Raw genomic sequence first — 19,446 nt, 5'->3', positions numbered from 1 at the left:
TCATACACAGTTCAATGTAGGAGCTGCCGCAGGCTGCGATCTTTTGATGTTGTTTTTCAAAATCAAGATCAAAAGTTCGCAGCCTGCGGCAGCTCCTACAGGGGGGCGAGTTCAACCCGCAGATTCAACCCGCCGCACCAATCCCGGTATTGGTTCGCACCCGGCCTTCCAGCCTGCGCTTCAATCCGCGCGACTCGATCAACAGCTTCGAACCCTTCGCCGCATTCGCCCGGCCCCATTCTTCCAGCAGTTCCAGACACGAGTGGTCGATGTAGCTCAGGTTGTTGAGCGGCACATGCACCGTCGTGCCGTGAGGAATGCTGCCCAGCACCTGGGTCAGCGCCGGTACTTTGAGGAAGGTTGCCGCACCGACCAGACGCAATTCCATCTCGCCTTCCTGCGGCAGGTCGATCAGGCTGATTTTCAGGCGCGAAGCCTTGAGTGCCAGCTTCAACATGGTCAGGCCGAAACCGATCAGCACGCCGGTTAACAGATCAGTGAAGATGATCGCCAGCGCTGTGGCAGCGTAGGTGAACATCGGCATCCGCCCGTATCGACCCAGGCCACGAAAGGCTTTGAGGTCGACCAGTTTGAAACCGGTATACACCAGCACGCCCGCCAGGCTCGCCACCGGGATGCTTTGCAGCACGCTCGATAGCAACAGCACGAACGCCAGCAGCCACAGGCCATGGAAAATCGTCGAGTAGCGTGTGGTCGCACCAGCCTGAACGTTGGCCGAACTGCGCACGATCACCCCGGTCATCGGCAGCGCGCCGACCAGGCCGCAGAGCATGTTGCCGACACCTTGCGCCGACAGTTCACGGTCGAAGTCCGAACGCACACCGCTGTGCATGCGATCCACCGCTGCCGCCGACAACAGGGTTTCGGCACTGGCAATGAACGCTACGGCGAACGCGGCAATCAGCAGCGTCGGGTCGGCCAGGCTCATCAGGTCGGCAGGCTTGAGCCAATCGATCGCTTCGGCCAGATTCGCCGGCACTTCAACACGCTTGACCTGCAATGCCAGCAGCAGACTCGCGGCTGTTGCCAGACCGACACCCAGCAACGCACCGGGAACGAAACGCAGCGAATGTGGACGGAATTTTTCCCACAGCCACATCACCGCAATTGTCGACAACCCGAGCAGACCCGCCTGCCAGCCGAACGACGGCAAGGCTTGCGCCACGGCCGACGGAAATGCCGTGAGGTTGTCGAGCCCGGAGGGTTGCGGCTTGGCATCGAGCATCACATGGATTTGCGAAAGCACAATCAACACGCCGATGCCCGCGAGCATGCCGTAGACCACCGCTGGCGCCGTGACGCGGAACCAGCAGCCAAGCTTCAGGCGCCCGGCGACCAGTTGCAGAAATCCGGCGAGCAGCAGAATCGGCCCGAGCATCTCGATGCCGTGCTGGCGCACCAGTTCGAACACCAACACCGCAAGCCCCGCCGCCGGCCCGCTGACCTGCAACGGCGAACCCGCCAGCCAACCGACCACCAGACCGCCGATGATCCCGGTGATCAGACCCTTGGCCGGCGGCAGCCCTGACGCAATCGCGATGCCCATGCACAGCGGCAGGGCGACCAGAAACACAACCACGGAAGCGAGCAGCTCCCGTGGCAACACAGCTTTCAATTGAGCCGCACGCATGGCGATTCTCCCGAAGTTTTCTTCAGGCGTGGCGAGGCCGGGCCGCTGAATCAGCGGCCGGCGTCATACCACACAGATTGTTGGGAAGATTTAGAAGCGCGCTTTGGGCGTCGCCACAGGAATCGGATGGCTGCCGTCGAGAGGCAGGAAACGACCCTGGTCCGCGTCGTAAGCTTTGATTTCGCTGGTTTCGATGTTGTAGACCCAGCCATGGATGAACAGATGACCGTTCGCCATGCGCGAGGCTACCGAAGGATGGGTACGCAAGTGCTGCAATTGGGCGATGACGTTTTCCTCGGTGAGGATCGGCATGCTTTCTTTTTCGTCGGTGCAGTTACAGTTGTCGTGCACCATGGTTTTCGCGACTTCGGCGTGGCGCAGCCAGGCTTTGACCGTCGGCATTTTTTCCAGGCTGTCGGGGTTGAGTACCGCCCGCATGGCGCCGCAATCGGAGTGGCCGCAAATGATGATGTGCTGCACGCCCAGCGCCAGTACCGCGTACTCGATAGCGGTGGAAACGCCGCCGTTCATCTGGCCGTACGGCGGAACCACGTTGCCGACGTTACGGGTGACGAACAGATCGCCTGGCGAGCTCTGGGTGATCAGCTCGGGAACGATGCGCGAGTCGGCGCAGGTGATGAACATCGCCTTGGGCGCCTGGGCGGTGGCGAGCTTCTTGAACAGTTCTTCCTGCTGCGGAAAAACGTCATGATGAAAACGTAAAAAGCCATCAACGATCTGTCGCAGTGCTGCATCGGCGGATTCCGCTTCAGGGCTTTGCGCCGAGGCAGCCAACGACTGTTTATCCTTGTCACTCATGATTCATCCTCTTGTGCGGATTCAGGGAGTCTTCCCCGGTATTCCGGTATGAAGCCAGTGGCTGTTTAAACCATCCGGGTCATCCCGACCCGTCAGTCACTCGATGAACAAGGTAGCCGCCGAAACTTAATTGAAACTGAATGAAACGCTCTAGAACGTGTGTTCCAGGTCACAAAAAACGTGACTGGCGTGTTTCGGCGGAAGGAGTCCAACCCGTCAACCCAAAGCCAATTGTCGCTAAATCAACGACATCTGGCGACCCGGCGGACAGAAGGCCGTGCAGTCGAGGTTATAGCCCTCGCGTTTGTTCAGACCAAGCTTTTTGATGGTCTTGGCGAATCTTTGTGCGAGCAGTTCGGCAAACGGTCCTTCACCGCGCATACGCGCACCGAAACGGCTGTCGTAGAGTTCGCCGCCGCGACTCTGACGAATCAGGCTCAGCACATGCGCGGCGCGTTGCGGATAGTGCGCCTGCAACCACTCCTCGAACAGCGGCGCGACTTCCAGCGGCAGGCGCAGCATCATGTATGCGGCGCTTTGCGCACCGGCGGCGTGGGCTTCGGTGAGCAGGCTTTCGATCTCGTTGTCATTGATCATCGGAATCATCGGCGAACACAGCACGCCGACCGCAATGCCTGCTTCGCGCATCACCCGGATTGCGCGCAGGCGCGCCTTGGGCGCAGCGGCGCGCGGTTCGAGGATGCGTTTCAGTTCGTCGTCCAGGGTGGTCAGGCTGATCATCACCGACACCAGCCGTTGCTGCGCCAGTTCGGTGAGCAAATCGAGATCGCGCAGAATCAGCGAGCCTTTGGTGACGATGGTTACCGGGTGTCGATAGCGCAGCAGCACTTTCAGGGTCTGGCGGGTGATTTTGTATTCCCGCTCGATTGGCTGATACGGGTCGGTGTTGGAGCCCAGATTGATCGGCGCGCATTGATAGCCTGGTTTGCTCAGCTGTTCTTCAAGAACCAGGGCGGCGTTGGTCTTGGCAATCAGCCGGGTTTCGAAGTCGAGGCCCGGCGACATGTCCCAATAGGCGTGACTGGGGCGTGCGTAGCAATAAATGCAGCTGTGCTAGCTTATACGTACCGATAGGTTACTGAGCTTGCCACCATGCCTCTATGCTTTCCATACGTTCGCTTTTCCAGCCAGAAACAGGCGGATGGTAATTCAGTCGTTCGCCAATCTGAGCGCATTGAATCCTTTGTTATTAGGCACAACCTCACGGTTGATACCAGACTTGAGGATCATGGCATCAGTAGCTTCCGTGGTGCGAATGCAAAGAAAGGTCAGCTTTCGGGATTTCTTCAGAGGGTGCGTGATGGGGAGATTCCACGCGGCAGCTACCTTCTAATTGAGAACTGGGATCGGCTTTCACGTCAGGTACTGGATGCATCTATAGAGATATTTTCTGACCTGATCCGATCCGGTATCAAGATTGCCGTGTTGGACGAAGATACAGTTTATGACGATCTCACCAGCAACAGCTTCATCCGGGCCATTGTCCAGTTTGAAAGGGCTCACTCGGAAAGCTTACGCAAATCGGATATGTCGAAGGCGTCGTGGCGGGCTAAACACAAAGCGATGGGGGAAGGAAAGATCGCCACAGAGAAATGTCCCCAATGGCTAGCAGTGAAGGATGGGGTGTGGTGCCAGCTCGATGATATTTGCCTACACATTGAAACCATGTTTTCTCTCGCTCAGACCTATGGAGTGGCAGAAACAGGAAGACGCTCAACACTAAATTTGGCACCAGCTATAAGACCCACCAGATTCAATACCTGTTACGCAACCGGCGTCTGCTAGGCGAGCACTCCCCGGTGGAGCGGAGCAAGGAGCACGGGAAAAATGTCCCCACCGGGCAACTGGTGGAACATTACTACCCTCAGGTAATCCCTCCAGCTACGTTTGAACAAGTACAGACAATCCTCAAGAGTAGAAAGCCGTTTTCAGGCAGGCAGGACGCCACCAACCTCAACATTTTCCGCAATCTTCTGGTGTGTGCTGAATGTGGCGGCAGCACACGGTTCATGCTCAGGAGCGGTAAGGAATTTTACTACTGCACAGCATCGATGACTGGCGGCTGTGTTGACGATCAGATTAGGTCGATCCGGGGAGAATTCCTTCGCCGTGTATTGTTTAAATTTGAGCATTGGACTGCAATCCGCGATTACATTGCTGCTGGCTCAGATGTGCTGAAGACACTGAAGAAAGAAGAAACCGTCGCCGTTGCAAAACTGAACAGATTGGAAATCAAGGCAGAAGGTTTGAAGAATAAATTCGCTGCTGAAGATGACGAGGACAAAGCTGAAACTTACGTCGGCCTGCTCACTGACACCCGGAAAGCTATTGCCACTGCTAATGCTGATATTGATCGTATCAAGCAAGAGCTTGCCAGTCTGGACGGGGCATTTGCCCTTAGCGATAGTAACGTTGATTCCTTTGAGTCAATGCTGACATCTGACAGTGAACAAGCCCGTACCGACCGACAGCGGCTGAACAGATACCTGCGGGGAATATTCCTAAAGCTTGAGCTTCACTTCCCCACGCGCAGGTTGGTGACACAGCCCATACCCGCTTTGGCGAATAGAATCAGCCCAGTGGTTGCCTACGTCGAGCAGCCGAAAGATAAACGCACAGGCGATGATTACGGTCACCACACATGGATCAGTAAAGATAAACAGACTCTAATTATCAGGAGTATCAAAGCACGCCTGCGCAGGGCGGGCATTCCCTCGCCAACCTTTGAGCAAGTGAAGCCGATCTATGAGAGTGTGGTGTATACCCTCCTACCTAAGAGTAAGCCTCAGTGCAAGAGTCAGTCTGAGCTGGCAGACCTTCCAGAAGAATTCAAAGGGCTAGTTTGGAAAGCTCCAGACCCATTTCTAAAGTAAAGGGGTGGTCAGCGGGTGCAAGTCGATCAAGAACGGCCTATTTCGGCGGTGTTTTTGGGGGCCAAATCGCTGATCTCTAAAAAGGCTACCCGTATAGCTCCTGACACTTACCGCACCTCACAGAGCGTTTAAACGGCTTACTACTATTTTGCACTTAACACAACATATATATTGAGTTTTTTGTGTTTTTAGTATATAGTTCTCTCTATCTTTTAAATCAAGATCGGACTGTCCTTAACCGGTTAAATGGTCGGCTAATGCGGTGGCTACGGCTTCCTGCATGAACTGGCAGCAACAGTCTTAAATAGCGACCTACTGTGAGATGGGAAAGGTCGATGGGTGAGCTTCAAGTCAGCACCCCCCAGCAGCTCTGCTAAAGCTGTGTGAACACTATCTGACTAGGTTAGGCATTAACAGTGTCCTAACTCCAAAGGCAGCTACCCACCCGTGTAGACTGTAAGAATCTGAATACTCAGACTCAACTCACCTCGTCCCAATTTTGATGGCATCTAATGCTTCACGGGTAATGGAATAGGTAGGGCTTTCGGTTAACGCTCTTGCTCGGTCTTAGGCAGATTAATTCTGTACGGCTGGGTAAGGGTAGCTTTAACCAAAGTTCCTTCCTGAACCCATTTTGATTTAGTAAGGCATATAGAGAAATATAGATTTAATAAGTAGATCAATACATACAGAATCAAACCCTTTTAAATCTCAAATAATTTAGGCTAGACAACCAATATCATACATCACTCGCAACAAGTAATAAGTTGTTACATATATATAACTAAATAGTCTTAATTATTTACCCAAAGGGTTGTAATTTCAATATAAAGTGTGAGAAGATACATCTTCAATTCAGAAACAAAGCAAATTCGGTTCTGATAGAACTTCGCTCCATCCTCTCGCATACCCCTCGTTAAAAGAACATCATAACCAGCGTCTTCGGCTATATGCTGCTGTATTGATGTTTTAAAAAGCTCAAGTCTTATCTAAAGGTTGTTTAGTCCACTATTCAGCCTTTTTTATTAACTGCCGAAAAGAATTTACCACCCTCACGGTGCTTATTGTGCCGTTTTGCTGTGTCCGTCGAAAAGTAATTACAACAAAAGAAGGAAAACTAATGGCTATACAAACCACAAGGCAATGCTTGTGCTGTGGAAAACCCTACCACGCTCTATCGGCGAAGAAGTTTCTATGTGGAGCACGCTCTTGCTATAGGCGATGGCATATTGACCGCCAAGCATTAAAGCTATCAATTACCGAATACAAAGATCTTTGTAGAACTGGTTCAGGATTACGGATCGACCTTAATCAACCAAACCCGAAACTTACCGAGGAATAAATATGAACTGCGATATTTGCCAAGCCCCTTTTCAACCGACGAACAAGAACCACCGACATTGCCACAACAACTGTACTGCGAAGCTTTATGCGGCACGTAAAAAAGTCCGCCTTCAAATTAAAGAGGCACTGAAGGCTCTCAGGACTCCCGAACAGGTCAATGAATTTAACCAATCTCTCTCTTCCGTGTTAGGAGTTAACTGATGACCGCTAAAACACAGATTATAAAGGTAGCGTTTCCTCCTGATCTGATTGAACTACTCGAACAAGAGGCCGAGCTTTATCCAAACTTCACTAAAATGATGCACGCGATAATTCGAAGACACTTCCTTCATCAGCAGCTTAAGGAAGAGTTTGCTCGATTGAAGTAAGTAGTAATAAAGATTAATAAGTCTTAGCCCTACAACCCGCGTCTTAATTGATCTACAGCCAACCCAAGGTGATACATATATGAAAAAGATAAAGGTTTCATTGTCTCAAGAAGCCACAACATCTTTGCTTGAGCTAATGGAGATGTGGGGTTATGACAGTCCTACACATACCTGCAACAAAGCAATAGATAAACTGTTTAAATTAATCAAACTACAAGCCCCTCGTGAGGTAGAAGATGGTCCAGCGAAACAAGATTTGCAGCTACTGTGATACTGCGTATATCACCACACAATACAAAAGCAAATACTGCACCTCAACCTGCCGCGTAGCAAGTAACAACGCAGCTGCAAGAAACAAGAAAGAGTCAACTCGACTTAGCAAGGCTGAAAAGAGAATTGCTCGTCTACCTGTATCTGAACACTGGTTGTGGCTTTCTCGTGAAGTACGCCGTGCAGGAACGGTAGAATGTTTACAAGGCCATACTCCTGAGACGCTCACCCAGCTTTTTGAGTTATACAATTACAAGTACAAGACATATGCGTACAACCCCGAAAGCAGGACAAGCAAGTTTCATACGGCTCATATGAGCCCTGTGAAGGGCGTTCACTCAGTCGGTTGTTTACATCCCCATAATCTATTCATTGCCCCGGCGCTAGCCAATCAGGTGCATTCAAACAAGTCATATGAAGGTATGGGGCTGTCAGTCAGCAGAGCAAGCCTAAAACAGAAATGGTTGATTGCAGATGACACGTCAGATAAAGACGTGCTGGCAAAAGTAGTTAAGTATTTGGGGGCCGTGTTGATTGAATACGCTGAAAATAACAAGATTGATACATCTCCTCGACTTTCCCAGGCACGCTGGATTAATAAAAATATGCCTGACTGCGGATTTACACTTACTCAACTTGAAAAGAAGGGCAAGCGGGAATTAGACAAGATGCGTGCAACCTTTGAAAACAAAGAATTGTACGAGATGGATTTAAGCTCAAAGCGTTCGATTATAGTGGCGCTGGATGAAAGTATTCGACTCAGTGAACAGCTTCCCGCTGGAACCCATAGAGACAACATTGTTTTCTTCACTCCAGTCCTCCGGGCAGTGGGTGCGTGGCTCAGCCGTGAACCTGAACAGGAAGGCCTTAGCAGCCTCCTGGAAAGGCCTTACGCCGCTGTGTGGGCACCGCTGAAGCTCAGAGAGGGAATGGATGCAAGCAAGCTCCGTGACTTCGTAAGCTTTCAGACGTTTCAGGCAATGCAGGGCAATCAGGTAGACAAAAAGCTAGTGTTGAATACGCTCCGTAAATATCTTTTCGTCACCGATCTATCACCAGACTACAGCCGAAGCAACGATAGTATTCAAAAGTATCACACCGACCAGTATGAACGTTTCTATAAGCAAGTGCCCACAGTGCAGGATGCAATCATCTCGTTAGGACTGTGTACCAAGCTTCAGGAATACGAGTACTTGGAAGAAGCAAAATTAGCGAATGCTGAACTGGCCATGTTTGAAAGCTTCAACTATGTCTGTGGCACAGACGAGTTTGACTACTCGATGTTAAACATACAGGTAGAAGAGGACTATCAGCCTAACCCCTCAAACCCTAATCTAAGGAGATTCATCGAGCCAATCTATGTAGACTTCTAACAGACGACTAGTAATAAAAGATAATTCACCATCACGCCCTATGCCTTGATTCACAAGGCCTCCAGACAAACATACACATAACAAATTCTGTTCTTAGCTGAACAAGATACAAGGCAGTCCCCTGCCTTACACAAAGCCAATACGGCATCAATAATAAAAGGAAATAACAATGAAAGAAATGTTTGTATCAAACGCAGGCTTCACAAGCCTTGCTCTTCTCGATGACCAGTCAGTAGAAATGCTTCAACTCAATAACATTAATGTCGTAAAAGCTGATGGTGTTGATATCGTCGCCTACAAGCTGTTGAAGAAATTCAGTACGACAGGTGATGTAAAAACCAAAGATCTAATCAAGTCCAGCCCTATCCTCAAATCACAAATCAACGCTCAATAAGGAAAAACAATTATGACTACTCACCAGCACGTATCTCTGCAAACCTTCGCTTTCTCTAAAGAAGTATTGGACAAGCGATTGGCTAATGCCGAATTCACCTTCCTACGTAGCTACAACGCAGTTGACCGATTCTCTGGCCCTACTTCTATTCTAATGCCGCAACTGGAAACACTATTCAAAGAAGGTCGTAGTTTGTCCGAACATCACAAACCGGAATCGACAATCTCACTAACTGTCTATCTGCTCAAAACAAATATCGATGAATTGCTGGCTGATTTGGCTAAGCAAACCGAAGCTCTGTACCTCCGCGAATTGGAAGACGAAAAGAAACGTCAGCAAAGTATTCTTGAGCAGCAATTGTATCAAGCTCAGAAGGACAAGGAGGCGAAGAAAGAGTCAGATAAAGAAGCAAAGCTTCGAGCTGATGCAGCACAGCAAGCCGCAGAATACTTTCAAAACCTCAGCACCAATTAATCTAATAAGCACGGAGCTACAATATGATGAAAAACGTTTTATTTCCAAAGACCCGCGAAGAGAAACTTCTAAGCACTCAGTATTTCAGCAAGACTGCGAAGACCAAAAAGTCTGATGAACCAGTAGCCGCTGTAAAGCCTAAACTGTCAGATGAGGAAATCCAAATCTATGTAGATATGCTTCTTGAAGCGAGCAAGCCAACGGAGTACGTGGATCACACGAAGGAGATTCTTTTGAAAAAGTATCCTAAACAGGATTAAGCAGGAAATTAAGTAACCGAGATAGGGAGACTGACACCCTCCCTTCATCTCTCAAGATGCCATGTTTATTGACGTCAATATTATATTAATCAAGCACGGACGGTTTCCGCTCCACAATCACGAGATAATACAATTAATACAAAAATAAATTACATAATTAGTGCAGCAGTGATAGCAATCGCTGCCACAACGCTCATGTTCACGTTGCACACATACAGCCAGGCACAGGCAGCAATGGAGCAGGTAGCGAACCTAACGCACGACCTCGCACAGCAACGGCTGATTCAACTTTCACAGGCCGCATACGAGGAACAGAGGTTAAACACCCTATCTGAACGACTGGACAACACGACCAATCGCCTAGAGAGTAAAATGACTATCTTGGAGGCGCGACAGCGTATCCAATGACCCGCTATGGTTTTTTGTTTTAAAGGTTTCGGCTGATTGCGTTGCTCCCTATACTGAGAATTATTCAGTAGGCGTTTCAGGATTTTGATATCTGGCTACGAATCCTTTTAATTGATTCTGTCGCACTAACTGATCACGAATTCTCTCAGCCTCAGCACGCTCCTGAATCGGCCCAATAAAAACCCGATTAATACCTTCTTTAGTGACTATATACGACTCATACCCTAGACCAAGTAGTTTTAGCTTTAGACGCTCAGCAATACTTAGATTGGATAAGCTTGCGACTTGGACGGTCCATCTAATATTTTGTGATATAGCGTTCTCAGCCTTATGAACGTCAGATTTAAACTTGAAAGTTGACGGGTTGTAATCTTCATCCTGGTTTTCTGATACCTTTTCTTGTTCTTTTACATCTTTAAAAACATCACCCGGTTTTCCGTACTCACGCTGGCCGTCTATAACCGCATAGTCACCAGAAAACGGAAGGAAGCAACCCCCAGCACTCGTCATCAAGAATCGAACTTTTACTTTCTGCCCTTTTTTTAAATTATAGCCGGCTCCTTTATCAAGGAAATCAACCTGCAAATCTTGAGTTCCGATGCCGTCTACGTTGAGCGAAACATCGTCAGCGTCAGCTAAAACAACTATGCCCGTCCAGACCATCCAGCGATTTTTGAAGTCGCTATCAAAAATATCGTCTTTCTTTTGATCGCTATATTTGCTAGCACAGCCAACCTCTGAGCTAACATCGTTATACGTCGCACTGCTATCAGGATAATTTTCCTCCAGCTGCTGTAGCTTTGATACGGGTTTGGATGACTTTGTATCAACGGCCTGAAGATCTTTAACCCCAGTTCCAGCATTCAAATATACATAAACAAATACAACAAGCCAGCACACCCCCAACGCCTTGACCTTGTTGCTATAGCCATCTCTGAGTAAAAACCAGAAGAATATGAATGGTGCAAAAACGATTCCCATAAACAGCCCAAAACCCAAAGTCCTTGATGGCTTAGGTAGTGCTCTCAAGCTGCCATCTATCTGACCACTAGCCGGCTTAGTTGCTGGTGCCCCACAGCTTGGGCAAGCTGGAGCTACATCACTGATTTTCTTCCCGCACTCATAGCAGTCAATAAGAGCCATTTTTGCACCTTAATTATACACACGGACGCGTTAATTATAAAAACATCGCACTTCAGCCAAGGCACTAACGCCGCGAAGCTCATTGAAAACTAATTGACCCATCAATACTACGTAAGACTTTCATAGGTTTCCCACCATACGCCCTAGGGTTAGGTTTTAACTCGCAGTCAAAGAGTCGGTAGGTTTCTTTGTTTTCACTGGACGTGTTTTTTTCAAAATATTCACAATCAACGGTTTTCAGGTAGGCGACTTGACCTGTCTGCAACCTGACCATACCAATGGCTTCGCCAAGACTTTTCCGGGGTGGTGCTGAAATCTCGCTGATTAGAAAAAGGTCGTTATTGACGGGCTTTCCGTAATTTAGGTGGCCGTACTCTGTTTTGACAAAGATCGTTAAACCTTCTTCGACTTTGTAAGAAACCAGCTTTTCCATTTGAGTTTCAGTGTATTTCTCTCCCACCTTTATACTTGCAGGTGGATCTGCCTGAGCCAGCCCTACGCTGGTGAATAGGAACGACCCACAAAGCATTGCTCTTAGCTGGAGTCCGTTCATAAATTGCTCCTTTCAGCCCAGATGTCACGATTAGTGTGTTCACGATTAGATCACATCGGCACACGATACGGGAATGCCTTCTCCCTCCCTCCGCCATCGCTTCGGCCATCGAATTCGTGAGCTTCGTCTTGCTACTGGCATGACTCAAGAAGCCTTCGCGGATAGGTGTGGGTTCGCCAGAACCTACATGAGCCGTATTGAGACTGGTGGAGCCAACCCAAGCTTAGACGCGATCCAGACTTTGGCAGACGCATTGAAGGTTGATCTGTCGGTCTTGTTTACTGATATCTAAATCCCCGCCCCCCCTGAAGGCGAAAACTCTACAAACAGATCGACGAATGACCGCATAACAAATCTAGAACGAACGTTGTAGAAGTGTTATTATGGATTCCTAGCCCAGACATTCTGTCTGCCAAGGAGCCAAGACGATGAACAAGCCAGTACGTGTGATTGCCTACTACCGTGTTTCTACAAAGTCTCAAGGCGACAGTGGATTGGGTCTCGACTCTCAAAAGGAATACATCGAGCGTGCTGCGCTAGCGAACAATTGGGAAGTGGTCGGTTCCTTCACCGATGTGGTGTCAGGCAAGCTCGCTATCGAGGATCGTCCTGAAGGTGCAAAGGCTTTGGAAGCGTGTAAGAAGGAAGGCGCTGTGCTCGCAGTAGCCAAACTGGACCGTCTATCCCGTTCGGTGCATCACATTGCCCGTCTGATGGAACAGACAAGCTTCAAGGTAGCAACGATGCCAGACGCAACCCCGTTCCAACTGCATCTGTTCGCAGCCCTTGCTGAACAGGAGCGCAAGTTCATCAGCGACCGTACAAAAGACACCCTAGCGACTCTGAAAGCCAACGCAGATAGCGGCATCGCAAAAGCCATGCAAAGTGTACAGAACAGAGCAGACGCGTTAGCCAAGGGCCGTACAGACGCTAACCGGGCAAAAGCTCAAGAGTCTGTTCAGGCGCGTGTATCCGCCTTCGCAGCGTCACTCCACGACCCTATCGAACTTTGCATCCGTCGTGGCGCCACTTCGCTACAACAAGTCGCTGAATGCTTGAATGGCAAGAAGGTTGTCACTGCGCGTGGCGGGGAATGGTCAGCGATGCAGGTAAGCCGTGTAATGCGGACTCTTGGACTGACTTTCGCCTGATGCATTCTTTCTTGTTGATGTGCGTGACACAGCACCGGATGAAGACCACCGATAGCATAAGGTGAACACCCTCAGGAACCCTCTTATCTAGGTAGTTTCAGCCCCTCTGAGGTGTTCTAGTGCCTCTTCCGTCTCAACGTCAAGGGTAGCCAGTGGGCCACCCCAAAGCGACCATATTTGCCGATTTAAAAAGGATGCAAATTCGCTTTTTTATTCGCGTACTAAGCGCATTTCCACCCTCGCTGATTCAGTAGCTTTTTCACTACCTCTTCAACCATTTTTTATAGGTGTAGAAAGCTTTCCCACTGGGCGACAGGAAGCTGGCCGCATAGTCATTCTCCTGGAACACCCGCACCTTCATTCCCGAGCTGATACGGCATTTACCGTCACTGACCATCTTGTTCGCTCCGTCCTCATCCCCGTCCTGCGCAAAGGCCCCGAATTCGTCTAGCGACTTTTGGCTACCGCAGTAGATGTATTCCTTTTTCAACGTGGCGTTGTATTCCACGTCTCCCCACTGAGCTATCGCCAATCCTGAAAAACCCAGCAACCCGACTACGACGATATTCCGAATCATTTCCTGCTCCATATTTTCTTGTCCGGCGATTCGCCTTGAGGGAAGGTATAGCAGTCGAATTTCTAGGGATGGGAGTAATTTCTGCTTAGTGAATCAATAGCCGCAAAGGTATATCAACGTTCGGTATCGGTACGAATTGTTGAGTACGGCCAGCCATGCTCGCAGCCACGGTAGGGGTTAAGCGAGCGGTCGAAGGGCAGATCCGGCGAGGTGTTGCGGCTGATGATCGATTTGGCTTTTTCGATGATCACTTCGGTGTTTTGCGTCTGCGGCACTTCCTGATACCAGCCATCATCCTCGACCACCGAACGACTGGGCGCGAAGCGGTTGTGCGGGTTGGTGGCGGTGCCGCGGCCGCGGGGTGGTACTGGAGTGATCATCGAACGAACCTCTGCTCTGTATATGCATACAGTATCCGAGGGTGTGCGCTGTGATCCAGTAGCGTTCAGCGATGCTATCGAAAATGGCCATGCCGCTGGCTGATGAAGTTTGCGACGGATATATTTTTTGCTTGATTAACGACAAGTGAAGATACAGATGCCTAATTGCCGATCTCAGGTTCCCTATATAGGCTCTGGAACTACCGGCAACAGACTCCGGCCAACTAATTAAAAGGATTTGATTGAATGTCGTATTTGAACCAACGCGGTGTTTTTCTGCAAATGATGCAGCCGAGTATCACCGACTCCGACACTATTGTTTCACTGCAACTGGCGCGCAAGGAACTGGGCTGGGATGCAGAGCAACAGCTATCGACCGAGGCTCTGGTCGATTCGATTTACGTCGTAGCGGTATCGGCCGACAAGGGTAAGACCTTCTCCATTCGTACCGACAAGAAAGATGTCGACGGCGACGGTGACATTGATAGCGATGACAAGGAAAAGTTGATCGCATTGGCCGAAGCTTATGTGGCAATCATTAATCCGTAAGCACAACTATTGCTAACACCTCATAAATGAAAACCCTGCATGAATATTTCATGCAAGGTTTTATTTTTAGTTGTGTTGAGTGACTTGGCCGAGATCATCCCCGGACGTGTTTTGCATATCTTCACTGCGCAGATGCGCAACCTCCTTGGCACTGACTTCCGCGCCCTTGTTGCCCCAGCTGCCACGAATGAAACTCACCACATCCGCCACTTCCTGGTCCGACAGACGCCAGGCGAAACCGGGCATCGTAAATGTCGAGGGTGCGGCGTGCGTCGCGGGCAGTGTTCCGCCCTTGAGCACGATGTGGATCAGCGAAGTCGGATCGTCCGTCTGTAGCACCGGATTGCCCGCCAGCGCCGGGAACACTCGGGTGTAGCCATGGCCATCAGTACGATGACAGGCCGCGCAGTTGTCGATGTACACCGATGCGCCGCGTTGGCTGTCATCGCCATTCCAAAGCGCTTTGGCCACTTTCTCGTCGTATTGGTGCGGCTGATCCGCTGGATCATTGGCCGGCAGCGATTTCAGATAACGGGCAATCGCGGTGAGGTCGGTATCGCTCATGTACTGCATGCTGTGGGTGACTACATCGCTCATGCCTCCGAACACCGCACTGCGATCACTGCGCCCGGTCTTGAGGAATTGCACCAGTTGCCCTTCACTCCAGCTGCCCAGACCATCCTTGTGATCGCCGCGCAGGCTCTTGGCGATCCAGCCTTCGAGTGGTGCACTGCCGGCAAGAAATTCGCTGCCGTCCGCCGCGCTCAGGGATTTTTCCTGCATGGTCAGCGCGCGCGGCGTGTGGCAGGCGCCACAGTGGCCGAGGCCTTCAACCAGGTACGCCCCGCGATCAATCACCGGGTCGTCTGAAGTGGCCTTGTAATCCTCGACTTTCGGCGCGAACAGCCAACGCCAGCCCATCAACGGCCAGCGCATGCTCAGCGGCCACGGGATGTCGCTGGCCTTGTTCTCCTGCGCCACCGGTTCGACGCCGTGCATGAAGTACGCATACAGCGCTTGCATGTCGGCCTGATTGACCCGTGCGTAAGACGGATACGGCATCGCCGGGTACAAGGTGCTGCCGTTTTTGGCCACGCCATGGCGCACGGCCTGGTCGAAGTCCTCGAAGCTGTAATCGCCGAGGCCGGTTTTATCCGGGGTGATGTTGGTCGAGTAGATCGTGCCGATCGGCGTCTCCATCGGCAACCCACCGGCGAAGGGCTTGCCGCCCTTGGCCGTGTGGCAGGCCACGCAGTCACCGGCGCGGGCCAGGTACTCACCTTGCTTGATCAGATTCTGATCAGCTTGCGCCGCATAAACTGCGGTGCTGCCCAGCAGGGCGAGGGTGGCGATAACGAAATTTTTCATGGTCATCGCTCCTTAAGCCTGAACCAGCGGGCCGGGGTTTTTCAGGTATTGCTCGCGGATCGCTTTCGCCGACCAGTAGGTCAGCGCCGCGACCAGCCCGGTCGGGTTGTAGCCCAGGCCCTGCGGAAACGCCGATGCGCCCGGGACGAACACGTTGTGCACATCCCAGCTCTGCAAGTAGCGGTTCAGCGCGCTGGTCTTCGGATCGGTGCCCATGATCGCGCCACCGTTGAGGTGCGTGGTCTGATACGAGGCAGTGTTGAAATGGTCGCCGACTTGCTTGCCGATCACCGCGATGGCTTTCGGGCCCATGGCTTGGGCAATCTTGCCCATTTTCTCGACCATGAAACGGTTCATCTTGATGTCGTTTTCCTGCCAGTCGAAGGTCATGCGCAACAGCGGCAAACCATAGGCGTCGCGGTACACCGGGTCGAGATCGAGGTAGTTGCCACGGTAGGATTGATGCGCGCCGTGGGCGTCCATCGACACCTGGTGGGTGTAGTAATCAGCAGTGGCGCGTTTCCACGCACTGCCCCACGCCGGTGTGCCCGGCGGGTTCGAGGTGCCGGCAATCGGTCGGCTGCCGGCCTGGTTGACCCACATCGGCGAACCGCCGACAAAGCCGTGCGGGCCGTGGTCGAAGTTGTCGGCGTTGAAATCGTCCACCGCCACACCGTTGCCGCCAGCGCCGATGAAATTGTTGGTGTGGGTGTCCTTGTCGAAGAACGCCTTGATCGTGGCCATGTTCTGGTAGGCGAAGTTACGCCCGACCACGCCTTCACCACTGATCGGGTCGTAGGGTTTGCCGATCCCGGAGAGCAGCATCAGACGCACGTTGTGCAACTGAAAGGCGCCGAGAATCACCAGATCCGCCGGCTGCTCGATCTCGCGGCCCTGGCCGTCGATATACGTCACGCCAGTGGCTTTGCTCTTGCTGCTGTCGAGATTGATCCGCAGTACATGGGAATTGGGCCGCAGTTCGAAATTCGGCAGCGGCTTGAGCGCCGGCAGAATGTTCACGTTCGGCGACGCCTTGGAATACATGTAGCAGACATAGCCGCTGCAGAAACCGCAGAAATTGCACGGGCCCATCTGTGCGCCGTAGGGATTGGTGTAGGGCCCAGAAGTATTAGCGGAAGGCAGGTTGTAGGGTTTGTAACCGACTTCTGTAGCCGCTTTGCCGAACAGCTGTGCGGACACGGTGTTTTTCTGCGCTTCAAGCGGAAACGGATTGGAGCGGTCCGCCGCATAGGGGTTGCCGCCCTTGCCCTGACCGACCAATTGGCCCTTCACGGTCCAGGCCTGGCCGGAGGTGCCGAAGACTTTTTCCGCGAAGTCGAAAAACGGTTCCAGCTCCTCATAGCTGACGCCGAAGTCCTGGATGGTCATGTCCTTGGGAATGAAGCTTTTGCCGTAGCGTTCTTCGTAATGGCTGCGCATGCGCAATTCGATCGGATCGACTCGAAAGTGCACCCCCGACCAGTGCAGGCCGGCGCCGCCGACGCCATTGCCGGGCAGGAACGCGCCCAACTGGCGGTTGGGCAGGGCGATGTCGTTGACGCTGTGGCGAATGGTCACCGTCTCTTTGGAGATGTCCTGAAAGAGTTTTTTGCGCACGCTGTAGGTGAGTTCGTCGATCACCTGTGGATAGTTGCCGTCGGGGTAGGTGTCCTGCATCGGCCCGCGCTCCAGCGCCAGCACGTTGAGGCCCGCTTCGGTCAATTCCTTGGCCATGATCGCGCCTGTCCAGCCGAAACCGACGATGACTGCATCCACTTTCTTCATTACCGTTGCCATGCTTACGCCCTCTCGCCGCGAATCGACACTGCCGGGAAGGGGTATTGCTCGTTGCGTTCCACCCAATCCATGAAATCGGCGCGGGCGCCGGGGAAGCCGATCATGGTCCAGCCGACCATGCCTTTATTGCCACCATGGATCGGGTCGCAAAAGAAGCCTTCCTTGGTGTTTTGCAGCAGCAAATTGAAGAAAATCTTCGCCGGTACCGCGTCGAACTGCGGCGTGCCGGCTTCGAGTTGTTTCAGCAGATCGTCTCGGGTAGCGCTGTCTTGCTCGGCAAAAGTTTTGCCGCTGAGTTGTTTAACCCACTGATCCGTTGCGGCGATGCCGAGGCGGTAAATGTCTTTGGGTACCAGTTTGCTCTGCCAGCCCATCTCAGGCGCAGCGTCGGCATTGAACGGGCCTTGCATGTACCAGAGCGCGCCTGCGGCGTACGGCGTGTTCATCTGACGATCGATGTATTCCGGCACGCCGGCTTCGAGGGCACCGGGGCCTTGAGCATCGTTGGGGATCAATTGCGCGACGGCGGCATTGATGAATGCCCACTCCTCAGCGGTGAAATAGCCGGGCTGGTACTCGCCGGCCTCGGCGCGAACCGGCTGGGCCGCAGGTTTGGCGGGCGCAGTTTCAGGTGCAGCTTGCAGCACGCTGCTGCCCAGGCCAGTACCGGCGAGCGTGACCACCGGAATCAGGGTCAAGGATTTGCGCAAGAACTCGCGCCGCGGGTTGTCTCGATCTTGATCAGACATGGGACCTCATCAGGCATAAAAGTCAGCCGCTTCTGCGAGCGGCTCGAGGAATGGTGCGTCGCGATGACGAGTTTCTGGCCCGACTATGGGCGCCACGTCTGCAACATCATGTGACAAATGGTAGCAGGCTAAGCATCAAGAAAAACCGTTTGGGCGGAAAAAAGCCCGTGAGGCGACGATTCACATTTCTTTGACGGCCGGCTCACGGCGCATTGACCGCTGAGCCGCGAAGCTGCAACTCCTTCCATGAAGATTGCCGAATCGGTCAGCCCAGCATGTCTCGAGTGCACTTGTTCCCCGCGTTGTGTTTTTCGTTTGTTGCGCTGTTGTACGGCAGCGCCGCGCAGGCGGCCGACGCGGCGTCGCCTCGTCCGCCCGAGTGGGCGCAGCCGGTCGAGGCGCAGTTCAATCTGTTCCGCATGTCGCCGACCCTGTATCGCAGCGCCCTGCCGAACCGAGGCGCGGTGCCATTGCTGAACAGTCTGCATGTGGCCACGGTGATCAACTTCCTGCCTGAAACCGACAGCGACTGGCTGTCTACGCCTGGGGTCAGGCAAGTGCAGTTGCCGTATCGCACTAATCATGTCGACGACAGCGACGTGCTCAAGACGTTGCGCGCCATCCAGGCGGCCGAAGCCAGCGGCCCGGTGTTGATGCATTGCAAGCACGGTTCCGATCGCAGCGGGCTGATGGCGGCCATGTATCGAGTCGTGGTGCAGGGGTGGAGCAAAGAGGACGCCCTGAGCGAAATGACCCAAGGCGGTTTCGGCGACAGCACCCATTTCAAAGACGGGATTCGCTACATGATGCAGGCGGATGTCGACAAATTGCGCACAGCGCTGGCAAACGGTGATTGCAGCACCAGCGCCTTCGCCACCTGCTCCATGAAAAGCTGGTTCCAGTCGGCCCACGTCGAGTAGCCTG

Annotated in this window: 20 protein-coding genes and 2 pseudogenes; 12 read left to right on the top strand and 10 right to left on the bottom strand. The window is 52.3% G+C overall.

Going from position 1 to position 19,446, the window contains the following annotated elements:
- Positions 1-124: 124 nt before the first annotated feature.
- The 3 genes and pseudogenes from CXF97_RS17925 to CXF97_RS17915 all read right to left on the bottom strand — a co-directional run.
- Positions 125-1,651 carry a SulP family inorganic anion transporter gene (locus CXF97_RS17925; RefSeq protein ID WP_101159647.1) on the bottom strand — a complete coding sequence of 509 codons (1,527 nt, stop codon included), beginning with the start codon at positions 1,649-1,651 and terminating at the stop codon, positions 125-127.
- A gap of 90 nt (positions 1,652-1,741) precedes the next feature.
- Positions 1,742-2,470, bottom strand: coding sequence for a carbonic anhydrase (locus tag CXF97_RS17920; protein ID WP_093096212.1), 729 nt, complete (start codon positions 2,468-2,470; stop codon positions 1,742-1,744).
- A gap of 237 nt (positions 2,471-2,707) precedes the next feature.
- A pseudogene (locus CXF97_RS17915) lies at positions 2,708-3,544 on the bottom strand (PA0069 family radical SAM protein); the annotation flags it as partial.
- 39 nt (positions 3,545-3,583) lie between these two features.
- On the opposite strand from CXF97_RS17915, the gene CXF97_RS17910 reads away from it, so the two are divergent.
- The 8 genes from CXF97_RS17910 (at position 3,584) to CXF97_RS17885 (ending at position 9,847) form a co-directional block, all read left to right on the top strand.
- Entirely contained in the window at positions 3,584-4,276 is a 693-nt protein-coding gene (locus CXF97_RS17910) for a recombinase family protein (RefSeq protein ID WP_101159646.1), read from the top strand.
- A complete protein-coding gene (locus CXF97_RS17905) occupies positions 4,243-5,364 on the top strand; it encodes a hypothetical protein (protein ID WP_371918391.1) in 1,122 nt (373 codons plus the stop codon). Before CXF97_RS17910 ends, CXF97_RS17905 begins: the two co-directional genes overlap by 34 nt.
- Before the next feature lie 1,544 nt (positions 5,365-6,908).
- Positions 6,909-7,076, top strand: a complete 168-nt coding sequence (locus CXF97_RS28255; protein WP_178081210.1) for a hypothetical protein — start codon at positions 6,909-6,911, stop codon at positions 7,074-7,076.
- 79 nt (positions 7,077-7,155) lie between these two features.
- Positions 7,156-7,347 carry a hypothetical protein gene (locus CXF97_RS28055; RefSeq protein ID WP_131672167.1) on the top strand — a complete coding sequence of 64 codons (192 nt, stop codon included), beginning with the start codon at positions 7,156-7,158 and terminating at the stop codon, positions 7,345-7,347.
- A complete protein-coding gene (locus CXF97_RS17900; RefSeq protein WP_157830910.1) occupies positions 7,313-8,719 on the top strand; it encodes a hypothetical protein in 1,407 nt (468 codons plus the stop codon). Before CXF97_RS28055 ends, CXF97_RS17900 begins: the two co-directional genes overlap by 35 nt.
- A 169-nt stretch (positions 8,720-8,888) precedes the next feature.
- Positions 8,889-9,113: a hypothetical protein gene (locus tag CXF97_RS17895; RefSeq protein WP_101159643.1), complete on the top strand. Its 225-nt coding sequence runs from the start codon at positions 8,889-8,891 to the stop codon at positions 9,111-9,113.
- 12 nt (positions 9,114-9,125) lie between these two features.
- Positions 9,126-9,587, top strand: a complete 462-nt coding sequence (locus tag CXF97_RS17890; protein ID WP_101159642.1) for a hypothetical protein — start codon at positions 9,126-9,128, stop codon at positions 9,585-9,587.
- Between the two features lie 23 nt (positions 9,588-9,610).
- Positions 9,611-9,847: a hypothetical protein gene (locus CXF97_RS17885; RefSeq protein ID WP_101159641.1), complete on the top strand. Its 237-nt coding sequence runs from the start codon at positions 9,611-9,613 to the stop codon at positions 9,845-9,847.
- 468 nt (positions 9,848-10,315) lie between these two features.
- Here the strand turns inward: CXF97_RS17885 and CXF97_RS28050 are convergent, their stop codons facing one another.
- Positions 10,316-11,398, bottom strand: a complete 1,083-nt coding sequence (locus tag CXF97_RS28050; RefSeq protein ID WP_157830909.1) for an SPOR domain-containing protein — start codon at positions 11,396-11,398, stop codon at positions 10,316-10,318.
- A gap of 79 nt (positions 11,399-11,477) precedes the next feature.
- Positions 11,478-11,951: a hypothetical protein gene (locus CXF97_RS17870; protein ID WP_028621458.1), complete on the bottom strand. Its 474-nt coding sequence runs from the start codon at positions 11,949-11,951 to the stop codon at positions 11,478-11,480.
- Positions 11,952-12,024: 73 nt separating this feature from the next.
- Between CXF97_RS17870 and CXF97_RS17865 the strand changes: the two genes are divergently transcribed.
- Both CXF97_RS17865 and CXF97_RS17860 read left to right on the top strand, forming a co-directional pair.
- The gene (locus CXF97_RS17865; RefSeq protein WP_101159640.1) at positions 12,025-12,243 is read left to right on the top strand and encodes a helix-turn-helix domain-containing protein; all 219 of its coding nucleotides are present in this window, start codon (positions 12,025-12,027) and stop codon (positions 12,241-12,243) included.
- Between the two features lie 136 nt (positions 12,244-12,379).
- Positions 12,380-13,102, top strand: coding sequence for a recombinase family protein (locus CXF97_RS17860; RefSeq protein ID WP_101159639.1), 723 nt, complete (start codon positions 12,380-12,382; stop codon positions 13,100-13,102).
- Positions 13,103-13,364: 262 nt separating this feature from the next.
- Here the strand turns inward: CXF97_RS17860 and CXF97_RS17855 are convergent, their stop codons facing one another.
- Positions 13,365-13,679 (bottom strand): hypothetical protein, encoded by a 315-nt coding sequence (locus CXF97_RS17855; protein WP_101159638.1) that lies wholly within the window; start codon positions 13,677-13,679, stop codon positions 13,365-13,367.
- 131 nt (positions 13,680-13,810) lie between these two features.
- Positions 13,811-14,059: pseudogene (locus CXF97_RS17850) on the bottom strand (radical SAM protein); the annotation flags it as partial.
- Between the two features lie 246 nt (positions 14,060-14,305).
- On the opposite strand from CXF97_RS17850, the gene CXF97_RS17845 reads away from it, so the two are divergent.
- Positions 14,306-14,608: a hypothetical protein gene (locus CXF97_RS17845; protein WP_101159637.1), complete on the top strand. Its 303-nt coding sequence runs from the start codon at positions 14,306-14,308 to the stop codon at positions 14,606-14,608.
- 66 nt (positions 14,609-14,674) lie between these two features.
- On the opposite strand, the gene CXF97_RS17840 is transcribed toward CXF97_RS17845, so the two are convergent.
- From CXF97_RS17840 to CXF97_RS17830, 3 genes are read right to left on the bottom strand one after another with little or no spacing between them, the layout of a single operon-like run.
- Positions 14,675-15,976, bottom strand: a complete 1,302-nt coding sequence (locus CXF97_RS17840) for a cytochrome c (protein WP_101159636.1) — start codon at positions 15,974-15,976, stop codon at positions 14,675-14,677.
- Between the two features lie 12 nt (positions 15,977-15,988).
- Complete coding sequence (locus tag CXF97_RS17835) at positions 15,989-17,773, bottom strand: GMC family oxidoreductase (protein WP_101159635.1); 1,785 nt, start codon at positions 17,771-17,773, stop codon at positions 15,989-15,991.
- A 2-nt stretch (positions 17,774-17,775) separates the two neighbouring features.
- A complete protein-coding gene (locus CXF97_RS17830; RefSeq protein WP_101159634.1) occupies positions 17,776-18,522 on the bottom strand; it encodes a gluconate 2-dehydrogenase subunit 3 family protein in 747 nt (248 codons plus the stop codon).
- 275 nt (positions 18,523-18,797) lie between these two features.
- Here CXF97_RS17830 and CXF97_RS17825 point away from each other — a divergent pair, with 275 nt between their 5' ends.
- A complete protein-coding gene (locus CXF97_RS17825; RefSeq protein ID WP_101159633.1) occupies positions 18,798-19,442 on the top strand; it encodes a tyrosine-protein phosphatase in 645 nt (214 codons plus the stop codon).
- Positions 19,443-19,446 lie beyond the last annotated feature (4 nt).

This window comes from Pseudomonas sp. Choline-02u-1, assembly GCF_002836515.1.
In the GTDB taxonomy this organism is placed as follows: domain Bacteria; phylum Pseudomonadota; class Gammaproteobacteria; order Pseudomonadales; family Pseudomonadaceae; genus Aquipseudomonas.
The sequence above is the reverse complement of the archived record's forward strand: the minus strand, read 5'-3'. Positions and strand labels throughout refer to the sequence as shown.